Source organism: Klebsiella sp. 28, assembly GCF_018223905.1.
In the GTDB taxonomy this organism is placed as follows: Bacteria; Pseudomonadota; Gammaproteobacteria; order Enterobacterales; family Enterobacteriaceae; genus Klebsiella; species Klebsiella pneumoniae.
This window is the reverse complement of sequence record NZ_JAGRQY010000011.1, coordinates 36,449-58,374: the sequence shown is the minus strand read 5'-3', so window position 1 is coordinate 58,374 and position 21,926 is coordinate 36,449. Positions and strand designations below refer to the sequence as shown.

Genomic DNA, 21,926 nt, shown 5'->3' with positions numbered 1-21,926 from the left:
TCCTGTCTAAATGTACTAAAAGGCAATAATAACACGGCCTGCGGCAATCTTTTAGCGAATGCAACAGGCCGGAAATGTCATGTGACCAAATGATGAATTAGTCTTGTTGATTAACCTTGCGCTCAATCGCTTTCAGGCGCTTGCTCATCTCGTCGATATTCATCACCAGCGCAGCGGTTTTACGCCACGCCTTGTTCGGCTGCAGCGGAATACCGGAGGAATATACGCCAGGTTCGCTGATAGGACGCATCACCATCCCCATCCCCGTGACGGTGACCTTATCGCAGATTTCCATATGGCCGTTAATCACGCTGGCGCCGCCAATCATGCAGTAGCGGCCAATTTTCAGGCTGCCCGCCATGATAACGCCGCCAGCGACCGCGGTATTGTCGCCAATCACCACGTTATGCGCAATCTGGCACTGGTTATCAATGATAACCCCGTTGCCAATCACGGTATCGTCCAGCGCACCACGGTCAATCGTGGTGCAGGCGCCAATCTCCACGCGATCGCCAATAATGACGCGACCCAGCTGCGGGATCTTTACCCAGTTACCGCGATCGTTAGCGTAGCCGAAGCCATCCGCGCCAATCACCGTGCTGGACTGAATCAGGCAATTCTCGCCGATCTCAATCTCATGGTAAACGGTCACATTAGCCCACAAACGCGAGCCGGCGCCTATTTTCGTATTTTTCCCAACGAAGCAGCCTGCGCCGATAACTACGTTATCGCCCAGCACTACGCCGGATTCGATAACCGCGTTGGCGCCGATGGCAACGTTGCTACCCAGCTTCGCCGACGGATCGATGACCGCGCTCGGCGCGATATCCTGAGCCGGCTGCGGCGTGGTATCAAGAATTTGAGCCATGCGCGCGTAGGTCAGGTAGGGGTTACGCACTACCAGCGCGGCGCTATGGGCAAAAGGTAAATCATCCTGCGTCATCACAACGGCAGAAGCCTGGCAAGCGGCCAGGTGCTCACGGTACTTAGGGTTGACCATGAAAGTGATTTGGCCCGTTTTCGCGCTCTGCATGGACGCAACGCCGGTGATGACGATATCGCCATCACCGTGTAATTCTGCATCCAACTGCTGCGCGAGATCAGCCAGTCGAATTGAAGGCATTACTTATTTAACCTGTTTCAGCACATCAGCGGTGATGTCTTTTACATCGCTGCTGTTATATGCAACGGCATTCGCGTCAACCACCAGATCGATGCTCTGATCTTTCGCTACGCTCTGTACGGCAGTCTGGATACGGGTAACCAGTTTGCCACGCTCTTCGTTGGAACGACGTGCGCGATCCTGTTCAAACGCCTGCGCTTTCTGGGAGAAGGTCTGGCGCTGAGCCATCACGTCTTTTTCCAGTTTGGTACGTTCGGCGCCCGGCTTCATGGACTGCAGACGCTGCATTTTGGATTGCAGGTCGCCTTCCATACGCTGCAGTTCGCTAGCGCGGCCTTTGAACTCGTTTTCCAGCGTGTTGGAAACGCCAGTTTTCTGGGCAACCTGTTGGAACAGGCTGTTCATGTTCACCAGGGCAATTTTATCTGCCGCCTGAGCGGAAGTTACCATTGCCAAACCCAGACCTGCAGCTAATAACCACTTTTTCACAATAAACTCCTTACCATCCCATGAGTACCCAGGGGTACCGTTATTTGCGTGGCGAGGCGATAAACGCGTTATCGCCTACAGTCAGCGCTATACTGCACTTGCATTCCGTTGCCGCCAACAATTACCAGGTTTTACCAATGTTAAACTGGAACTGTTCGGCTTTGTCTCCATCGTACTTTTTGAACGGTTGGGCGTAGGAGAAGACCAACGGCCCCAACGGCGACATCCACTGCACGGCAATACCCGCAGACATACGGATGTTGCTCGGATCGCTGTAATCCGGATAACCAGCGTACGCGCTCGAATCCCAGTGAGTATCCCATACGGTACCCATATCCCAGAAGACGGAAGTACGGACCGAGTTCGCATATTTGTCACTAATAAACGGCGTCGGGGTAATCAGCTCAAGGCTGGCCACCGCCATCGCGTTACCGCCCACCGCATCATCGGATTTACACGGTGCGGATTCGGTGCTCTTACATTCATTATCGTAACTATCGTCATCATCATGACGACTGCTTGCCGGGAAGTACACCGCCTTCGGACCAATGGTGTTCGACTGGAAGCCACGCACGGTGCTGGAACCACCGGCATAGAAGTTCTCATAGAACGGCATCTCTTTGCCGCCGATACCATCGCCATAACCAAAGCGCGTACGACCCAGTACTACCCACTGATGATCGTTGTCGATCGGCACGTAGGTCGCGGTATCCAGCGTCGCTTTGTAGTACTCGTTGTCTGAGCCCGGAATGGTCACCTTACCGTTCAGGTTGACGCGCGAACCTTCCGTTGGGAAGAAGCCGCGGTCAAGCTTGTTATAGGTCCAACCGTAGTTGAAGGTGAAGTCATTCGCACTGAACGAGTTCCGGTCGTTGGTGTTGTCCGGATACTGGCCCATCGAGTTAAGGTAACGCCACATTGCCACCTGCGGCTGCATATTGGACAGGGAGTTATGCACATAACCGACGCCGGCGCGCAGCGTGTTGTATTCGTTGACCGGGAAGCCCAGCGTAATGTCTGTACCATAGCTTTTGTTGGTATAGTCAGACAGATCCGCATCGTTCGCATCAAAGTCATTATAGAAGACACGACCGCCGAGGCTTACACCGTCTACGGTGAAGTACGGGTTGGTCACCGACAGCTCGGTATAGGTCTGGTAGTCGTTTTTGGTACCGTTGATCCCGACAGCATAGCCAGTACCTAACCAGTTATCCTGCTGAACGCCCGCCTGGAAGCTGACGCCGCTCTCGGTGCCGTAGCCGATACCGAAGTTGAAGCTACCGGTGTTACGCTCTTTCACCTTGTAGACAACGTCGACCTGGTCCGGGCTGCCCGGCACGCGCTGGGTATCAGTATCCACCGTTTCAAAGAAACCTAAACGGTTGAGACGGTCTTTACCCTGATCGACGAGGTCGCTGCCCAGCCATGCGCCTTCCATCTGGCGCATTTCGCGGCGCAGTACGGCATCTTTAGAGGTGTCGTTGCCTTCGAAGCGAATTTTACGCACGTAATAACGGTTGCCTGCGTCGACGTTAACGTGCAGCTTAACGGTTTTATCGCTGTCGTTGATCTCCGGCTGCGACTGCACGCGCGGATAGGCGTAACCATAACGACCCAACAATTTCTTGATGTCGTTTTCCATCTTGGTCACTTTCGCACCGTTGTACAGTTCGCCTGGCTCAACTTTAGTCAGCGCTTCGATTTCCGCGGAATGGCCAGCGAGGTTGCCCGTCACCTGCACTCCGGAAAACTTGTACTGATCGCCTTCGGTGATGTTGACGGTGATGTAGATCCCTTTCTTATCCGGCGTCAGGCTGACCTGGGTAGAATCGATGTTGAAACGGGCATAGCCGCGATCCAGGTAGTAGCTGCGCAGGGTTTCAAGGTCGCCCGCTAGCTTCTGCTTTTGGTATTTACGGTCGCCGACCACGTTCCACCACGGCACCTCATCGCGCAGCTGGAAGTGGGAGATCAGCTCATCGGTCGAAAACGCATGGTTGCCGACGATGTTGATCTGTTGAATTTTTGCGGAGACGCCTTCCTGGAAGACCAGCTTCAAATCGACACGGTTACGCGGCAGCGGCGTAACGACTGCTTTGACGCTGGCGCTGTATTTACCGACGCTGTAGTAGAAGTCTTCAAGACCCTTCTCGATATCCGCGATGGTCGTGCGGTCAAGCGACTCGCCCACCCGAACGCCTGAGGCCTCAAGGTTCTGCTTGAGCATGTCATCTTTCACCGACTTGTTGCCGGAGAAAGTGATGCTGGCGATCGTCGGACGCTCTTTCACCTGCACCAGCAGGGTATCACCATCGCGCAGGACGCGGACGTCCTCGAAGTTGCCAGTGGCAAACAGCGCGCGAATAGTGTTACTGATATCATCGTCGGTCACCGTATCGCCAGGACGCACTGGCATACTGAGGAGGGCCGCACCAACAGCGACACGCTGCAAGCCTTCGAAATGAATGTCCTTCACCACGAACCCTTCAGCACCGTATACAGTCGCGCTGCTAAACAGCAGCGACGCTATGAGCAACTTTTTCATCGCCATCGTTATTATGCGTTCTTCCTAACAAACTCTCTTATAACCGAGAGAAATCATTGAAAAGTGCAAGCCCCATTAACAGCACCAGCAGTATTGAGCCAATGCGATAACTAAAGTCTTGAACTCGCTCGGATACCGGCCCGCCCTTCAGCTTTTCAATCGCTAAAAACAGCAGATGTCCCCCATCCAGTACGGGTAGAGGGAACAGGTTGATGATTCCGAGGTTCACGCTAATCAGCGCCAGGAACATCAGATAATAAATCAACCCAAACTCCGCTGACATTCCAGCCCCCTGAGCGATAGAGATCGGCCCACTGAGGTTGTTCAGTTTGACATCACCGGTTATCAATTTACCCAGCATCCTGACCGTCAGCGACATCAGCTGCCAGGTTTTATCCGTGGCTTCAGCGATGGCGGCAAACGGTCCGTACTGACGTACTGTCTTGTATTCTTCAGGCAGCGGGATGACCTTTGGCACCACCCCTGCGAACCCTTCCGCCTTACCTTTCACCGTTTTCGCATCCGGCGTCAGGGTTAACGGCAGCGCACTCCCCTGCCGTTCAATCTCCAGCGCCAGCGCTTTGCCCGGATTATCGCGCACCAGATTAACAAACGTCATCCACTGCGTTAACGGTTGACCATCGACTTTAACGATCCGGTCGCCCGCTTGCAAACCCGCTTTCTGGGCTGCCGATCCCGCCTGAACCTCAGCCAGCACCGTATCAATCTGCGCGCTGCGCGGCTGGATCCCCAGCGAGGTCACGGGATCTTGCTTGTCTGGCTCAAACGACCAGTGCCGCAGATCGACGATTTTATCCTGGCGCTGATTGGTCCCGAAAGGGGCGACGGTAACTATTGTTTGCGGGTTGCCGATTTTGGCCACCAGCTGCAGACGCACCGCATCCCAATCAGGCGTTTCGATACCATCTATCGCTTTAAGTTCCGTTCCTTTTGCAATTTGTGCTTGCGCGGCAACCGAATTGGGCGTTATTTCACCCACCACCGGCCGCACGCCGGGAACGCCGATGATAAAGACCAGCCAGTAAGCAAAGATAGCGAAAATGAAGTTAGCGATGGGGCCGGCGGCAATCACCGCCGCACGCTGACCGACGGTTTTATTGTTGAAGGCGTAGTGACGCATCTCCGGCGCCACCGCTTCAACACGCTCATCCAGCATCTTGACGTAGCCGCCCAGTGGGATCAGGGCGATGACGAACTCTGTGCCCTGCTTATCCATCCGCCGCCACAGCGCTTTGCCGAAGCCGATAGAAAAACGCTCAACCCGGATACCGCAGCGGCGCGCCACCCAAAAATGGCCAAACTCATGCACCGTAATCAGTACGCCAAGCGCAATGATAAAAGCCGCCAGATTCCAGAGCACGCTCAGCATATAACCTTCCGTCAAATCGTCCTGAAGACCAACAGTAGCAGACAGGCGAAGACCGGTACCGCCGCCGTCAGGCTGTCGATACGATCGAGAATACCACCATGTCCGGGAATCAAGTGCCCGCTATCCTTAATGCCGGCCTCGCGCTTAAACATACTTTCCGTCAGGTCGCCCAGCACCGAAGCCAGGGCCGCCACCACCGAACAGACCAGCAGCACCGTCGGCGTGACGTCAAGATGGGCCCACACGCCGTAGGCCCAGGAAATCACTGCCGCGGTCAGCAAACCGCCAAAAAAGCCCTGCCAGGTTTTACCCGGTGAGACCTTCGGCGCCAGCTTGTGCTTGCCAAACATTTTACCAAACATATAGGCGCCAGAGTCCGCGCCCCACACCAGGATCATGACGTACAGCAGCCACAGCGCGCCGCTATAGTGGTTATCGGCATAGTGCCAGGCGCGCAGCGCCAGCATGCCCCAGAAAAACGGGACGATGGTCAGAATGCCGAAGATGAGGCGCAGCACCTTAGAGTGGCGCCAGAATGCCGCCGACGCCGGGTATGAGAGCACCAGCAGTAACGCGACGATCCACCAGGCAAAAGAGGCCCATAGCGACCCTTCAACCATCGGTTGATGAACGTCATAATGGTATTCAGGCAGCAGAAAAAGCATCGCCGCCAGCAGAAGGCCGCACAGCACCGCCAGCCAAACCCGCTGCGACGTCGAGGTAAAACCGCTCAGTTGTCCCCACTCCCAGGCGGCGAGCATACAGACCACCAGGGTGACGATAGCAAAGCCCATCGGCGGCAATAAAAACAATGCCGCAATGACGATGGGGATTAAGACGAAAGCAGATATCAGGCGATACTTCAGCAAAAGTGACCCCCATCAGGCATGACTGCCACCCGGCTCAGTGCCGCCGAAACGACGCTCTCGATTAACAAAGGCATGGAGTGCACCTTCAAAGTCCTGTTCAGCAAAATCGGGCCAAAGAACATCCGTAAAGTAAAGTTCGGCATAGGCAATTTGCCAAATCAGAAAGTTACTTATTCGGTGCTCTCCCCCGGTCCTAATAACTAAATCAACGGGAGCCAGTTCATGCATGCAGACCTGCTGACTCAGCATGTCTTCCGTGATCTGCTCAGGCAGCAGCGTCCCGTCCTGTACCTGTTTCGCCAGCAAACGAACGCCCTGGGTAATATCCCAGCGACCGCCGTAATTGGCTGCAATATTCAGCGTTAAGCCGGTATTGTTTGCGGTTAGCGCTTCCGCTTTGCGGATCCGCTCCTGCAGGCGCGCATTGAAGCGCGTGGTGTCGCCAATAATCCGCAGACGCACATTGTGTCGGTGCAGGCTTTTGACTTCGCTATCCAGCGCCCAGACGAACAGTTCCATCAGCGCACTGACTTCCTGAGCCGGACGGTTCCAGTTTTCGCTGCTGAACGCGTATAACGTTAACGCCTCAATCCCATTATTCGCCGCGAAGGAGACCGCGCGACGCACGGATTTCGCCCCGGCCTTATGCCCGAAAGCGCGAATTTTACCTTGCCGTTTCGCCCAACGGCCGTTGCCATCCATAATAATGGCGACATGACGGCAGCCATGGGTGGGCGATATTTCGCTGACAGTTTGATTAGCAGACAACATCACGCGTTTTAAGTCCATAATAAGGATTAACTAGCCACCAAACAGAGGCCACCGGGCCGCGCTGGATACGCATTTTTATCCGGTGCCGGGGCTGCAGCCAATCGCAGAGAACAACCAAAAGCTTTACGCAAAAAAGCCGTGTTTTGTCACGGCCACCGTAATCTTTAACAACAAAATGCAACGATCGGGTGGCGCAGACTATATCACCGAAGCCTTGCGCCCACAAATATCACCGCGTTACGCCTGCGCAACCAACCGCTGCAGCTGCTGGTGAGCGATTGCGCGCGCCTCGGCGTCGATAACCAGAACATCATCAATGCTTTGCGGCTCCTGCAGGTCCATCTTATCCAGCACCGCCAGGTTAACCGCCGCAATATCGGTAAAGCGGATATCGCCATGCAGAAACGCGGCAACCGACTCTTCATTAGCCGCATTCAGCGTCGTGGTCGCGGCCTGGCCGACGTCAAACGCGTCCATCGCCAACTTCAGGCACGGATATCGCGTATAGTCCGGCGCGGAGAAGCTCAGATTGCTCAACTGACAGAAGTCCAGCGGTTTAACGCCGGAATTCAGTCGCTGCGGCCAGCCCATGGTATGGGCGATCGGCGTGCGCATATCCGGCTCCCCAAGCTGGGCCAGCACGCTGCCATCCTGATAGCGAACCATCGAGTGGATCACCGACTGCGGATGGATCAGCACTTCCATCTGCTGGGCCGAGGCGTTAAACAGCCAGCGCGCTTCAATATATTCCAGGCCTTTGTTCATCATCGTGGCCGAATCGACGGAGATCTTGCGCCCCATCGACCAGTTGGGATGACGGCAGGCCTGATCCGGGGTCATCGCCGCCAGTTCAGCCACGGCCGTCTCGCGGAAAGGCCCACCGGAGCCGGTCAGCAGGATTGACGAGACGCCATTCCGGGCAAGATCAGCGTATCCCAGATGCTGCTGAATTGTCTCCGGCATACTCTGAAAAATAGCGTTATGCTCGCTATCGACCGGTAGCAATCGCGCCCCCGACTGTTGCACCGCCTCCATGAATAAGCGACCGCAGGTCACCAGCGATTCTTTATTCGCTAACAATACCGTTTTCCCGGCGCGGATCGCCGCCAGCGTCGGCACCAGTCCCGCCGCGCCGACGATTGCCGCCATGACCTGATCGACCTCATCCAGCGCCGCGACCTCGGCCGCCGCCTGCTGGCCGCTTAGCACCTCGGTGCGACTGCCATGCTCATGCAGACGGGTGCGCAACCGCTCAGCGCTTTGCGCATCGTCCATCACCGCGTAACGGGGGGTAAATTCCAGGCATTGTTCAACCATACGGTCAACGTTTTTCCCCGCGACCAGCGCGGCGACGGAAAAGCGACCAGGGTTATGGCGCACCACGTCCAGCGTGCTACAGCCAATGGAGCCGGTCGAACCGAGAACGGTTAATTGCTTCATGAGACGTCCAGAAGAGTGGAAACAGAATAAAAAGCAAAACGCCGCCAGCAAGCCCCTACGCAGCAACTATCGGGGATGAGACGGCGGCATTAGGCCTTCAACTAAGCGCTAAAGGCTACAAGGCCAGCGGTCGCAACGCAATCCCGAGAATTGAGCGTACAGTCTTCTGTACGGCGTTTCAGATTTTACTCAGGCCAGAGCCTGTCTGGCCCGAGTAAGGGCAGAGCATTAGAACTGCATCAGTTCCGCTTCTTTGTCTGCCAGCGCCGCGTCAACTTTTTTGATGGCGGCGTCAGTCATTTTCTGCACGTCGTCCTGAGAACGGCGATCGTCATCTTCGCTGATCTCTTTTTCTTTCAGCAGCGCTTTGACTTTATCGTTGGCGTCACGGCGAACGTTACGCACGGCAACGCGCGCCTGCTCGGCTTCACCACGCACGATCTTGGTCAGGTCTTTACGACGCTCTTCGGTCAGCGGCGGCAGCGGGACACGAATATCGCTGCCGGCAGAGCTTGGGTTCAGACCGAGGTCTGACGCCATGATCGCTTTTTCAACGGCCGCGGACATAGAACGGTCAAAGACGTTGATTTTCAGGGTACGGGAGTCTTCGACGGTGACGCTGGCCAGCTGGCGCAGCGGGGTCGGAGTACCGTAGTATTCAACAACAATCCCGTCCAGCAGGCTCGGAGAAGCACGACCCGTGCGAATTTTGCTGATTTGGTTTTTGAATGCTTCGACGCATTTTTCCATGCGGATTTCAGCATCTTTTCTGATATCGCTAATCACGTTACGAATCCTTGAAAGCTTGTCTCAGTCAGACCAGACGGGGCACCCGTCGGAAAATGAGCTAAGTATAGTCAGATTTAATGAAAATCACCGGGCAATATCCCCGCGAAAGTAAAGCGGAATATTACCCGGATTTGGCGCTGACGGGAATTATTCCGTGATCAATGTGCCTTCTTTTTCGCCCATCACCACGCGACGCAGGGCGCCAGGTTTGTTCATGTTGAAGACGCGAATCGGTAATTTATGGTCACGCGCCAGGGTGAAGGCCGCCAGATCCATGACTTTCAGCTCTTTTTCCAGAACTTCGCTGTAGGTCAGCTGATCGTACATGGTGGCAGAAGGATCTTTTGCCGGGTCAGCGGTGAATACGCCGTCAACCTTGGTGGCTTTCAGCACCACATCGGCTTCAATTTCGATACCGCGCAGGCAGGCTGCGGAATCGGTGGTAAAGAACGGGTTGCCGGTACCAGCGGAGAGGATCACTACGCGGTTGTTGCGCAGCAGGCTGATCGCCTCTGCCCAGCTGTAGTTGTCGCATACGCCGTTCAGCGGAATGGCGGACATCAGACGAGCGTTCACATAGGCGCGGTGGAGCGCATCACGCATTGCGAGGCCGTTCATGACCGTTGCCAGCATGCCCATGTGGTCGCCCACAACGCGGTTCATACCCGCTTTCGCCAGACCAGCACCACGGAACAGGTTACCGCCACCAATTACTACGCCAACCTGAATACCCAGCTCAACCAGCTCTTTGATCTCCTGAGCCATGCGGTCAAGTATGCTTGCATCAATACCGAAGCCTTCTGAGCCCTGCAGCGCTTCGCCACTTAATTTCAGCAGAATACGTTTGTAGACGGGTTTTGCATTGGTAGCCATGTTTCTTTCCTGAGACTGTCAACGAATGAGATGTGATAATTCCGGCGACATTGTATGTCGCATTTCAGCGCGGCCACTATAAGCAGTTGGCTGAATTTACAAAATGGGCGCAAAAAGAAGCCGCCCTCAGGCGGCTCCTTTTTTTAAAAATTAAGACTGCTTGGACATCGCAGCAACTTCTGCTGCAAAGTCAGTCTCAACTTTCTCAATGCCTTCGCCCACTTCAAAGCGGATGAAGCCAGTCACGTCAGCGTTGTGCTCTTTCAGCAGCTGGCCAACAGATTTGCTCGGCTCCATAACGAAAGGCTGACCAGTCAGAGAAACTTCGCCGGTGAATTTCTTCATGCGGCCTTCAACCATTTTCTCTGCGATTTCTTTCGGCTTACCGGACTGCATCGCGATGTCCAGCTGAACCTGGTACTCTTTCTCTACCACTTCAGCAGACACGTCTTCCGGCTTAACGAATTCCGGCTTGCTTGCAGCAACGTGCATTGCCAGCTGCTTAACCAGCTCTTCGTCAGCGCCTTTAGCGGCAACCAGAACGCCGATACGCGCACCGTGCTGGTAGCTGCCCAGAACGTCGCCTTCCAGAACAGCGATACGACGGATGTTGATGTTCTCGCCGATTTTAGCAACCAGCGCAACACGTTCTTCTTCGAACTGCGCTTTCAGAACTTCAACGTCGGAGATTTTACCTGCAACAGCGGCGTCCAGTACTTTGTCGGCAAATGCCTGGAAACCACCATCTTTAGCAACGAAGTCAGTCTGGCAGTTAACTTCCAGAATGTAACCGTAGTTGCCTTCGATTTTGGTTTTGATCACGCCGTCAGCAGCCACGTTGCCTGCTTTCTTCGCCGCTTTGATCGCGCCGGATTTACGCATGTTTTCGATTGCCAGCTCGATGTCGCCATTCGCTTCAGTCAGCGCTTTTTTGCAATCCATCATGCCTGCGCCAGTACGTTCGCGCAGCTCTTTTACCAGGGAAGCGGTAATTTCAGCCATTCTAAAATCCTCGGGAGATGTGGATACTGCCCGGCCAACGGCCAAACAGCGTAAATTGAAAAAAGGGGCCGATAATTGGCCCCTATTCATACACGGTACTAATAAGGGCTTAAACCTTATTATTCAGCTTCTACGAAGCTTTCTTCCGCCTGAGAAGCCAGGTCCTGAGAGCGACCTTCACGAACGGTAGCAGCAACAGCGCCCAGGTACAGGCTTACTGCGCGGATTGCATCGTCGTTACCCGGGATAACGAAGTCTACGCCGTCCGGATCAGAGTTGGTATCAACGATAGCAAATACCGGGATGCCCAGGTTGTTTGCTTCTTTGATAGCGATGTGCTCGTGGTCAGCGTCGATAACGAACAGTGCGTCCGGCAGGCCGCCCATATCTTTGATACCGCCCAGGCTGTTTTCCAGCTTGTCCAGCTCACGAGTGCGCATCAGCGCTTCTTTCTTGGTCAGCTTGTCGAAAGTACCGTCCTGGGACTGAGTTTCCAGGTCTTTCAGACGTTTGATGGACTGACGAACGGTTTTCCAGTTAGTCAGCATACCGCCCAGCCAGCGATGGTTCACGAAGAACTGATCGCAGCTCAGAGCAGCGTCTTTTACCGCTTCGCTTGCAGCGCGCTTAGTACCAACGAAAAGGATTTTACCTTTACGAGCAGCGATCTTGTTCAGTTCAGCCAGAGCTTCGTTGAACATCGGTACGGTTTTCTCAAGGTTGATGATGTGAACTTTGTTACGCGCGCCGAAGATGAAAGGCTTCATTTTCGGGTTCCAGTAACGGGTCTGGTGACCGAAGTGAACACCAGCCTTGAGCATGTCGCGCATGGAAACAGTTGCCATGTTTAAAACCTCTATAGATTAAATTGGGGTTATGCCTCCACGTATCCCATATTACCGACCCCGAAGGGCACCCCGGAATATGTGCCGATACGTGTGTGTTATTACACAAAGTGAGCTATGTCGCTTACGTCCATCCTTGTGTATCTGAGATGGAACGGAAGTCCGGCGCGCTTTATACCACAAAATCCATCCAGACACCAACTCTTGTTGACGTCGCGTGCTGTTAATGATTCTCAGTTTGGCACCAGCCTGCCCAGACTGTTACCATTGACAGGACTTACTCTATTATTGTCGAAAAAATCGACACTGCTGGACATACTCCATGGCTATCTCTATTAAGACATCTGAAGACATCGAAAAAATGCGCGTTGCCGGCCGTCTGGCCGCCGAAGTGCTGGAAATGATCGAACCCTACGTCAAACCGGGCGTCAGCACCGGCGAACTGGACCGCATCTGTAACGACTATATCGTTAACGAGCAGAAGGCCATTTCCGCCTGCCTCGGCTATCACGGCTATCCGAAATCCGTCTGCATTTCGGTCAATGAAGTGGTCTGTCACGGTATCCCTGATGACGGCAAGCTGCTGAAAGATGGCGATATCGTGAATATCGACGTGACCGTCATTAAAGATGATTTCCATGGCGATACCTCCAAAATGTTTATCGTTGGCAAACCGACGATTCTCGGCGAGCGCCTGTGCCGCATCACTCAGGAAAGCCTGTACCTGGCGCTGAAGATGGTTAAACCGGGGATCAACCTGCGCGCGATCGGCGCGGCGATCCAGAAATTTGTGGAAGCGGAAGGTTTCTCCGTGGTTCGCGAGTACTGCGGGCACGGTATCGGCCGCGGCTTCCATGAAGAACCTCAGGTGCTGCACTACGATTCGCCGGAGACCAACGTCGTACTCAAACCAGGCATGACCTTCACCATCGAGCCGATGGTCAACGCCGGTAAAAAAGAGATCCGCAGCATGAAAGACGGCTGGACGGTGAAAACCAAAGACCGGAGCTTGTCTGCGCAGTACGAGCATACTATTGTGGTGACAGACAACGGCTGCGAAATTCTGACGCTACGCAAGGATGACACCATCCCGGCGATAATCTCGCACGATGAATGATGAAAAGCCGGCGCCCGCCGGCTTTTTTATTAGATAGTTTTTTCTTATGGTGACGCGATGAGCAACTCATTACCTGACACAGCCTCCCCTCTCCTGCCCGTCCCGCCGGAACACCCGGTGAGTTGGCCGCAGGGCGATCTGAACTGTGCCGCAATCAAGGCGCACATCGATACCTTCCAGCACTGGCTGGGCGAGGCGTTTGACTCCGGCATCGTCGCGGAGCAGCTCATCGCGGCGCGCACCGAATTTATCGACCAGTTGCTGCAGCGATTATGGATCGCCTGCGGTTTTGAATCCGTCAGCGACCTGGCGCTGGTCGCCGTCGGCGGCTATGGCCGTGGCGAACTGCACCCGCTCTCAGACGTCGATCTGCTGATCCTCAGTCGTAAAAAACTGCCGGACGACCAGGCGCAAAAAGTCGGCGAACTGCTCACCCTGCTGTGGGACGTCAAGCTGGAGGTGGGCCACAGCGTACGCACCCTCGAAGAGTGCCTGCTGGAAGGTCTCTCGGATCTGACCGTTGCCACCAACTTAATCGAATCGCGCCTGCTGATCGGCGACGTCGCGCTGTTCCTTGAACTGCAAAAACATATTTTTAGCGACGGCTTCTGGCCATCGGAAAAGTTCTTCGCCGCCAAGGTCGAAGAGCAGAACGTCCGTCATCAGCGCTATCATGGCACCAGCTATAACCTCGAGCCGGACGTGAAAAGCAGCCCCGGCGGCTTGCGCGATATCCATACGCTACAGTGGGTGGCTCGCCGCCATTTCGGCGCCACCTCAATGGATGAGATGGTCGGCTTCGGCTTTCTGACCGAAGCCGAGCGCAATGAACTCAATGAGTGTCTGCATCAGCTGTGGCGCATCCGTTTCGCGCTGCATCTTGAACTCACGCGCTATGACAACCGTCTGCTTTTCGACCGCCAGCTCAGCGTGGCCCGCCGGCTAGGCTATGAAGGCGACGGCAACCAGCCGATTGAACACATGATGAAGGACTTCTTCCGCGTTACCCGCCGGGTGAGCGAGCTGAATCAGATGCTGCTTCAGCTGTTTGAGGAGGCTATCCTCGCCCTGACCGAGGATGAAAAACCACGCCCGATCGATGATGATTTCCAGCTGCGCGGCACCCTTATCGATCTGCGTGACGACACGCTGTTTATTCGCGAACCGCAGGCCATTCTGCGCATGTTTTATATCATGGTGCGCAATAGCACCATCACCGGCATCTACTCAACGACGTTGCGCCATCTGCGCCACGCCCGCCGTCATCTCACCCAGCCGCTGTGCTATATCCCGGAGGCGCGCACGCTCTTTCTTAGTATGCTGCGCCATCAGGGGGCGGTAAGTCGCGGGCTGCTGCCGATGCATCGCCACAGCGTACTGTGGGCCTATATGCCGCAGTGGTCGCATATCGTCGGCCAGATGCAGTTCGACCTGTTTCACGCCTACACCGTCGATGAACACACCGTCCGGGTGATGCTCAAGCTGGAAAGCTTTGCCAAAGAAGAAACCCGCAGCCGCCACCCGCTGTGCGTGGAGCTGTGGCCGCGCTTAACGCACCCGGAGCTGATCTTAATTGCCGCCCTGTTCCACGACATCGCCAAAGGGCGCGGCGGCGACCACTCGATCCTCGGCGCGCAGGATGTGCTGAAGTTTGCCGAGCTGCACGGGCTGAACTCGCGCGAAACGCAGCTGGTCGCCTGGCTGGTGCGTCACCACCTGCTGATGTCAGTCACCGCCCAGCGGCGCGATATTCAGGATCCGGAGGTGATTAAGCAGTTCGCCGAGGAGGTGCAAACGGAAAATCGTCTGCGCTATCTGGTGTGTCTGACCGTCGCCGATATCTGCGCCACCAACGAAACCTTGTGGAACAGCTGGAAGCAGAGCCTGCTGCGTGAACTCTATTTCGCCACCGAGAAGCAGCTGCGTCGCGGCATGCAAAGCACCCCGGACATGCGCGAACGAGTGCGTCACCATCAGCTGCAGGCGCTGGCCCTGCTGCGGATGGACAATATTAATGAAGAGGCGCTGCATCAGATCTGGAACCGCTGCCGCGCCAACTATTTCGTGCGACATACGCCGACGCAGCTCGCCTGGCACGCCCGCAACCTGCTGCGCCACGATCTGAATAAGCCGATGATCCTGCTGAGCTCGCAGGCCACCCGCGGCGGTACGGAGATTTTTATCTGGAGCCCGGATCGCCCTTACCTGTTCGCCGCGGTGTGTGGCGAACTTGACCGTCGCAACCTCAGCGTCCACGACGCGCAGATCTTCACCACCCGCGACGGTATGGCGATGGATACCTTTATCGTCCTTGAGCCCGACGGCAGCCCCCTTTCCGCCGACCGCCACGAGGCGATCCGCCAGGGGCTGGAGCAGACCATCACTCAGCGCAGCTGGCAGCCTCCGGCCCCGCGTCGTCAGGCGGCAAAGCTACGCCATTTTTCCGTGGACACCGAGGTGAATTTCCTGCCGACCCATACCGACCGAAAATCGTTTCTGGAGCTGATAGCGCTCGACCAGCCCGGGCTGCTCGCCCGCGTCGGGCAGGTGTTCGCCGACCTCGGGATATCGCTTCACGGGGCGCGAATTACGACAATTGGTGAGCGAGTAGAAGATTTATTTATAATCGCCACCGCCGACCGGCGTGCCCTTAATAATGAGCTGCAACAAGAAGTGCAACAACGGTTGACAGCGGCCCTCAATCCAAACGATAAAGGGTGACGTATTTTTTTTAGTGAATGGAAAGAAACAATGCAGCAGTTACAGAACGTTATTGAGTCCGCTTTCGAGCGTCGCGCCGACATTACGCCGGCTAATGTGGATACCGTGACCCGCGAAGCGGTTAACCAGGTTATCGCCCTTCTTGATTCCGGCGCGCTGCGCGTCGCTGAGAAGATCGACGGTCAGTGGGTGACGCATCAGTGGCTGAAGAAGGCGGTACTGCTCTCTTTCCGTATTAACGATAACCAGGTTATCGATGGTGCGGAAAGCCGCTACTTCGATAAAGTGCCGATGAAATTCGCTGACTACGACGAAGCGCGTTTCCAGAAAGAAGGTTTCCGCGTGGTGCCGCCGGCCGCCGTGCGCCAGGGCGCGTTCATCGCCCGCAACACTGTGCTGATGCCGTCCTACGTTAACATCGGCGCCTACGTTGACGAAGGCACCATGGTTGATACCTGGGCCACCGTCGGCTCCTGCGCACAGATCGGTAAAAACGTGCATCTGTCCGGCGGTGTCGGCATCGGTGGCGTACTGGAGCCGCTGCAGGCGAACCCGACCATCATCGAAGATAACTGCTTCATCGGCGCGCGCTCTGAAGTGGTTGAAGGGGTGATTGTCGAAGAAGGCTCCGTCATCTCCATGGGCGTTTACCTCGGTCAGAGCACCAAAATCTACGATCGCGAAACCGGCGAAGTCTTCTACGGCCGCGTACCGGCTGGCTCGGTGGTAGTCTCAGGCAACCTGCCGTCGAAAGATGGTAAATACAGCCTGTACTGCGCGGTGATTGTGAAGAAAGTCGATGCCAAAACCCGCGGCAAGGTCGGCATTAACGAACTGCTGCGCACCATCGACTAAAGCAAATAAAAAGCGGGAGATATCCCGCTTTTTTTATATTTGATGCTGGCGAAAATGGATTTTTTCGTTAATTATTCAATGGTTATGATGCTATCAAAGGTACCGTTATGTACGATAATCTGAAAAGTCTTGGCATTACCAACCCTGATGAGATCGATCGCTATAGCCTGCGGCAGGAAGCTAACAACGACATTCTGAAAATCTATTTTCAGAAAGACAAAGGCGAATTCTTCGCCAAGAGCGTGAAGTTCAAATATCCGCGTCAGCGCAAAACCGTCGTCGCCGACGGCGTCGGCCAGGGCTACAAAGAGGTCCAGGAGATCAGCCCCAATCTGCGCTACGTTATCGACGAGCTGGATCAGATCTGCCAGCGCGATCGCACTGAAATCGATCTCAAGCGTAAAATCCTCGACGATTTACGCCATCTGGAAAGCGTGGTCACCAATAAGATCAGCGAAATCGAAGCCGATCTGGAAAAGCTCACCCGTAAGTAAGAGCATCCCGGCGGCGCGTTGCCTGGCCGGGCTGGTGGTCTCTATCCACTCCAGACAGCATGCATCGTCCAGGCCGGGTATGGCGCGTCGCTACCCGGCATTTTTTTGCCTCCACGTCTTAGCGTTGTTCGTCCAGCTGCAGCGCGATATACAGCAGCAGCCTGTCGTCAAAGCTACCGAGATCCAGGCCGGTCAGCTCCGAGATACGGTTCAACCGGTACTCCAGCGTATTGCGATGAATAAACAGCGCCTTTGACGTCGCCAGCGGCTGCACGTTATGGCGAAACCACGCCTGCAGCGTCCGCCGCAGCAGCCCGTTGTTGTCCATGGCCTTCAAACGCGCCAGCGGACGGGCCAGCTCATTGGCCTGCCAGCCGCCGCGCAGGCTGTCAAGCAGCACCGGCAGCATTAGATCCTGATAGAAATAACTGCGGCTCTCCGGCATCCGCTGCTTGCCAACCATCATCGTCGTCCGTGCGGTACGGTAAGAGCGGGCGATACTTCCTGGGCCGGTGAAGAAATTGCCCAGCGCCACGCGAAAGCGCAGCTGGCCATTCTCTTTCATCCTGGCGATAAGCTGCTCGACGCGCCGGACGTGATCGTCAGCGTCCCAGCGGCCAAAGCTGTTCAGCGCCGGTTTCAGCACCACCATTTCCGTGAGCGAGACAATGGCCACCAGATTATTGCGATCGGGGGTGGTCAGCGCGTTCTGTAACTGTTGCAGTTCCGCCATCGCGCTGTCCACGCCGAGCTGACCGCTGTCTACCTCAATCATCGCCACCACGCGCGGCTGATTGAGATCGATGCCTAAACGCTGAGCCCATTCGTTCAGCGCCGGGGTATGCTCTTCCGCCTGAATCAGGTTCATCACCAGCTCTTCGCGCAGACGGCTGTCCTGGGCCAGGAGATGCATCAGCCGCGACTGCTCCAGCATCATCTCTGCTGTCATGCACACCAGCTCGCCATATTTTCGCAGCGACTCCGGCTCGCCGGTCAGGCCGATCACCCCGACGATCTCCCCCTCCAGGCGCAGCGGCAGGTTAATCCCCTGGCGAACCCCGTGCAGATGGCGAGCGACCGCGTCGTCGATATCCACCACCCGCCCCTGGGAGAGGACCAGCAGCGCGCCTTCGTGCAATTCACCAATCCTTTCCCGATCGCCGCTGCCGATGATCCGCCCGCGGGCATCCATCACGTTGATATTGGTATCGATGATGCGCATGGTCCGCGCCACAATATCCTGCGCCATTTTGGTATCAAGATGCCAGCCAGCCATGTAGTCCTCCCCTTTGCTGGGCACCAGCATAAAAGAGTCATCGTCGCGCTGCATTGTGCATTTGCACTAAGCCGGGGTGAGATATGTGGAGTTGTGGGGGCGGTCACAGAACGAAAAAAGCCCCTGCCCTCGGCGAGGGAAGGGGCTGGGAAGCGAGTGCTGGCGGTTACTGCAACAGCAGATAGATAGAGGCGTCGCCGCGCTGAATGTTCAGCGCCAGTACGGACGGTTTGGCGTCGAAGATTTTCCGCAGATCGGCGATGTTTTTCACCGGCTGCTGATTCGCCCCGACGATGACGTCGCCTTTCTTGAGGCCAATCTGTGCCGCCGGGGTACCGGCTTTCACATTATTGACCACCACGCCCTTATCCTGACCCTTATTGCTCATTTCCGCCCCTTCAATCCCGTTGAAGATGGTGCTGGAGTCAACCTGGGTCTGGTTGCTCTGCTGCAGTTCGACGGTCACGGTCACCGGTTTGCCGTCGCGCAGCAGACCAAGCTCAACTTTGCTGCCGATAGGCATGGTGCCGACCTGGGCACGCAGCGCGGCGAAGCTGCTGATCGCTTTCCCGTTGAGGGAGGTGATGACATCGCCGGCTTTAATGCCCGCTTTCGCGGCCGCCGAACCTGGCATTACCTGGCTGACGAAGGCCCCGCGCTGGGCATCGACTTTCATCGCTTTCGCCAGCTCAGAGTTCAGTTCGGTGCCCATAATGCCGAGCTCACCGCGTTTCACCTGGCCATATTTCACCATCTGCTCGGTCAGGTTTTTCACCATGTTGCTCGGGATAGCAAAACCGATACCGATGTTGCCGCCGTCCGGCGCCAGAATGGCGGTGTTGATACCGATCAGCTCGCCGTTGAGGTTCACCAGCGCACCGCCGGAGTTCCCGCGGTTAATCGCCGCATCGGTCTGGATAAAGTTTTCGTAGTTTTCCACATTGAGGCCGCTACGGCCCAGCGCGGAGACAATCCCGGAGGTCACGGTTTCGCCCAGACCGAACGGGTTGCCGATAGCCACGGTGTAATCACCGACGCGCAGCGCATCGGAGTCGGCAAGCTTAATCGCCGTCAGGTTTTTTGGATCCTGAATCTGAATCAGCGCGATATCAGAGCGCGGATCTTTGCCGACGACTTTGGCATCAAACCTACGGCCATCGCTCAGCTGAACCTTAATCGTGGTGGCGTTGTCCACGACGTGGTTGTTGGTCACCACATACCCTTTGGCGGCATCAATGATGACGCCGGAGCCCAGCGCCATAAATTTCTGCTGCTGGCCGCCGTCAGGCTGACCGCCCTGTCCGCCGCCCTGGCAAAACGGCGAACTCTGGAAAGGAGACCCATCCTGGCAGAACGGCGAATTATCGCCAAAGAACTGCTGGAAGTTACGTGGCATCCGTGGGGTATTAACGGTGGTGCTACCTTCAACGTTAATGCTCACCACCGACGGCATCACCTTCTCCAGCATCGGGGCCAGGCTTGGCATCTGCTGTGCATTAGTGGCCGAAGATGCCGTTTCTGCCGCGCTCGCAGAGAGCGGGGACAACGCCAGACCTAAACTCAGAGCCAGTGCACTCATTGCTAACGTGGTTTTTTTCATCAGTTTCAATCTCAATATCAGGTAACGAAAGTTGCTGTGTACGTGACTATCAGAGTCATTTTATAACGCTAAGTTCCGGAATTAAGTTTCTGGAAAAAGTAAAAATTTATTGTCCATCTTTACAAAACTCCAGCCTATTCCACCGCCATGAGTCGCCGATATTCATCCCACGCATACAAATCCGTCATCCCGCTGATATAGTCCTGAATCAGACGGCAGCGATAATAGTATTCCATCAGCGCAAATTCGGGCGCCGTACGCGCCAGTTTATTTACCGCTTCAATATAGGCCAGCCGGTGACGGGTCGAAAGTTTCTGATACAGCCGGGAGGCAATGGGTAAACGTCGTACCCGCTCCTGCGCTACTAATTCGCTGAAATCCTCCAGCGATAATTTCAGCAGCGGCTGATAGATATCCAACAGGCCGCTGATCACCCGGTAGCCCTGCAATTCCAGCTGCTCAACATCCGGATGGCTAAAGACCTGTTTCATCGCCACATTTTTATAGAGTTCCAGTAGCTGACTGCAATCGCTGTCGTCCTCCAGCAACGCATGATTAAAGTCCCCGGTGAAGATTGCCGGCAGGTTGTCAATAAATCGGCGCGCCGCGTAGGGCACCAGCTTATTCAGCGTATTCACCCGCAAATACATAAAAAACTGATCTTCCGCGCTCTGCTTCAGATAATTGGCTCGCGATTTCTCCCAGGCATTTTCTACTACCTGCGAAAATAACGAGCCTTTTTCATGACTGCCCCAGGCCTCGTAAAGATGCTGATAGAGCTGTTCTGCGCTAAAAATACGTTTTTCCACCGCGTCCTCGAGATCCGCGACGCAATATGAGATGTCATCCGCAGCCTCCATAATCCAGGTTAATGGAAACCGATTGTAAGGCGCGAGATCCAGTTCTTTACGCAAACGCGCGACATACTCTTCTTCGGCTAAATAATAGCCAGGTTTCTTCATTAAATAACTGTGGCTGGCCGGCGTCTCCTCAGACCACCACGCCGGACGAGTATATTTCAGGATACATCCCACCTGCGCCCAGGTCAGGTTCATACGCATTAGCGTATGGACCAGACGAATGCCCTGCGCGTTGCCCTCAAAGCTGCAGAGATCCTGGCGCACTTTACGGCGCAGCGCATTAAGCGATGTCTCTCCGTCATGCAGTCGTAAGGCCTGCACTTCGCAGCGATCGTCGGTCAGCGGCTGCCCGAGCGCATCGCCGGGCGCCAGGCGCTGACGGAACCAGTCGTTAATCGCCGCTTCGCCAAAATGGCCAAACGGGGGATTGCCGATATCGTGCATCAGGCAGGCCATCTCCACCACGCTCTCGAATGGCCCGGTCAGCTCTTCCAGGCCATACTCTTCCAGCAGCCTCAGCTCTTTCAGCCGGCTCAGCACCTCTTTGGCGATATAGCGCCCCACCTGCTGCACCTCCAGCGAGTGGGTCAGGCGAGTGCGCACCGCCGCGTTGCGCTCGAGCGGGAAGACCTGAGTTTTTTGCTGCAGGCGGCGGATTGCCGGCGAGTTGACGATCCGTCCCCGATCGCTTTCAAAGATCCGCAGGATGTCGCGCTCCGTCTCCACCCGCGGCGGCGAACGGAAGCGTCGACGCCAGTTTATCTTGTTGCGAAAATCAATCTTTGCCATAGCCTCTCCCGCGCGAGCAATACGCTTCCCCTTAAGCGCATGATAGACTATGCAACTAAACCTGACACATCGCGAGTA

At 55.6% G+C, this 21,926-nt stretch carries 18 protein-coding genes; 4 read left to right on the top strand and 14 right to left on the bottom strand.

What is annotated here, in order from left to right:
* Positions 1–97: 97 nt before the first annotated feature.
* The 11 genes from lpxD to rpsB form a co-directional block, all read right to left on the bottom strand.
* Entirely contained in the window at positions 98–1,123 is a 1,026-nt protein-coding gene (gene lpxD / locus KHQ28_RS02270; protein ID WP_002889327.1) for a UDP-3-O-(3-hydroxymyristoyl)glucosamine N-acyltransferase, read from the bottom strand.
* Between the two features lie 3 nt (positions 1,124–1,126).
* Entirely contained in the window at positions 1,127–1,612 is a 486-nt protein-coding gene (skp, locus tag KHQ28_RS02265; RefSeq protein WP_004178645.1) for a molecular chaperone Skp, read from the bottom strand.
* Between the two features lie 121 nt (positions 1,613–1,733).
* Entirely contained in the window at positions 1,734–4,163 is a 2,430-nt protein-coding gene (gene bamA, locus KHQ28_RS02260; protein WP_004145860.1) for an outer membrane protein assembly factor BamA, read from the bottom strand.
* 31 nt (positions 4,164–4,194) lie between these two features.
* Positions 4,195–5,547: a sigma E protease regulator RseP gene (rseP, locus tag KHQ28_RS02255; protein ID WP_004177358.1), complete on the bottom strand. Its 1,353-nt coding sequence runs from the start codon at positions 5,545–5,547 to the stop codon at positions 4,195–4,197.
* Positions 5,548–5,558: 11 nt separating this feature from the next.
* Positions 5,559–6,416 (bottom strand): phosphatidate cytidylyltransferase, encoded by an 858-nt coding sequence (cdsA, locus tag KHQ28_RS02250; RefSeq protein ID WP_002889318.1) that lies wholly within the window; start codon positions 6,414–6,416, stop codon positions 5,559–5,561.
* 12 nt (positions 6,417–6,428) lie between these two features.
* Complete coding sequence (ispU, locus tag KHQ28_RS02245; RefSeq protein WP_002889316.1) at positions 6,429–7,187, bottom strand: (2E,6E)-farnesyl-diphosphate-specific ditrans,polycis-undecaprenyl-diphosphate synthase; 759 nt, start codon at positions 7,185–7,187, stop codon at positions 6,429–6,431.
* Positions 7,188–7,424: 237 nt separating this feature from the next.
* Complete coding sequence (gene ispC, locus KHQ28_RS02240; protein ID WP_002889310.1) at positions 7,425–8,627, bottom strand: 1-deoxy-D-xylulose-5-phosphate reductoisomerase; 1,203 nt, start codon at positions 8,625–8,627, stop codon at positions 7,425–7,427.
* A 228-nt stretch (positions 8,628–8,855) separates the two neighbouring features.
* The gene (gene frr, locus KHQ28_RS02235) at positions 8,856–9,413 is read right to left on the bottom strand and encodes a ribosome recycling factor (RefSeq protein WP_002889308.1); all 558 of its coding nucleotides are present in this window, start codon (positions 9,411–9,413) and stop codon (positions 8,856–8,858) included.
* A gap of 150 nt (positions 9,414–9,563) precedes the next feature.
* On the bottom strand, positions 9,564–10,289 hold the full coding sequence (gene pyrH, locus KHQ28_RS02230; RefSeq protein ID WP_002889306.1) for a UMP kinase: 726 nt from the start codon (positions 10,287–10,289) through the stop codon (positions 9,564–9,566).
* A gap of 150 nt (positions 10,290–10,439) precedes the next feature.
* A complete protein-coding gene (tsf, locus tag KHQ28_RS02225; protein ID WP_004151930.1) occupies positions 10,440–11,291 on the bottom strand; it encodes a translation elongation factor Ts in 852 nt (283 codons plus the stop codon).
* Between the two features lie 119 nt (positions 11,292–11,410).
* Positions 11,411–12,136, bottom strand: a complete 726-nt coding sequence (rpsB, locus tag KHQ28_RS02220; protein ID WP_002889299.1) for a 30S ribosomal protein S2 — start codon at positions 12,134–12,136, stop codon at positions 11,411–11,413.
* Between the two features lie 322 nt (positions 12,137–12,458).
* Between rpsB and map the strand changes: the two genes are divergently transcribed.
* From map to KHQ28_RS02200, 4 genes are all read left to right on the top strand, one after another.
* The gene (gene map, locus KHQ28_RS02215; RefSeq protein ID WP_004212705.1) at positions 12,459–13,253 is read left to right on the top strand and encodes a type I methionyl aminopeptidase; all 795 of its coding nucleotides are present in this window, start codon (positions 12,459–12,461) and stop codon (positions 13,251–13,253) included.
* A gap of 57 nt (positions 13,254–13,310) precedes the next feature.
* A complete protein-coding gene (glnD, locus tag KHQ28_RS02210) occupies positions 13,311–15,974 on the top strand; it encodes a bifunctional uridylyltransferase/uridylyl-removing protein GlnD (protein ID WP_004151931.1) in 2,664 nt (887 codons plus the stop codon).
* 30 nt (positions 15,975–16,004) lie between these two features.
* The gene (gene dapD / locus KHQ28_RS02205) at positions 16,005–16,829 is read left to right on the top strand and encodes a 2,3,4,5-tetrahydropyridine-2,6-dicarboxylate N-succinyltransferase (RefSeq protein WP_002889295.1); all 825 of its coding nucleotides are present in this window, start codon (positions 16,005–16,007) and stop codon (positions 16,827–16,829) included.
* 107 nt (positions 16,830–16,936) lie between these two features.
* Positions 16,937–17,323, top strand: coding sequence for a DUF3461 family protein (locus KHQ28_RS02200; RefSeq protein ID WP_002889292.1), 387 nt, complete (start codon positions 16,937–16,939; stop codon positions 17,321–17,323).
* Between the two features lie 118 nt (positions 17,324–17,441).
* On the opposite strand, the gene cdaR is transcribed toward KHQ28_RS02200, so the two are convergent.
* The 3 genes from cdaR to dgt all read right to left on the bottom strand — a co-directional run bounded on the left by cdaR (position 17,442) and on the right by dgt (position 21,848).
* On the bottom strand, positions 17,442–18,599 hold the full coding sequence (gene cdaR, locus KHQ28_RS02195) for a DNA-binding transcriptional regulator CdaR (protein WP_002889289.1): 1,158 nt from the start codon (positions 18,597–18,599) through the stop codon (positions 17,442–17,444).
* Positions 18,600–18,765: 166 nt separating this feature from the next.
* Positions 18,766–20,199 (bottom strand): serine endoprotease DegP, encoded by a 1,434-nt coding sequence (gene degP / locus KHQ28_RS02190; RefSeq protein WP_002889286.1) that lies wholly within the window; start codon positions 20,197–20,199, stop codon positions 18,766–18,768.
* A gap of 134 nt (positions 20,200–20,333) precedes the next feature.
* Positions 20,334–21,848, bottom strand: coding sequence for a dGTPase (dgt, locus tag KHQ28_RS02185; protein ID WP_023279269.1), 1,515 nt, complete (start codon positions 21,846–21,848; stop codon positions 20,334–20,336).
* Positions 21,849–21,926: the final 78 nt, after the last annotated feature.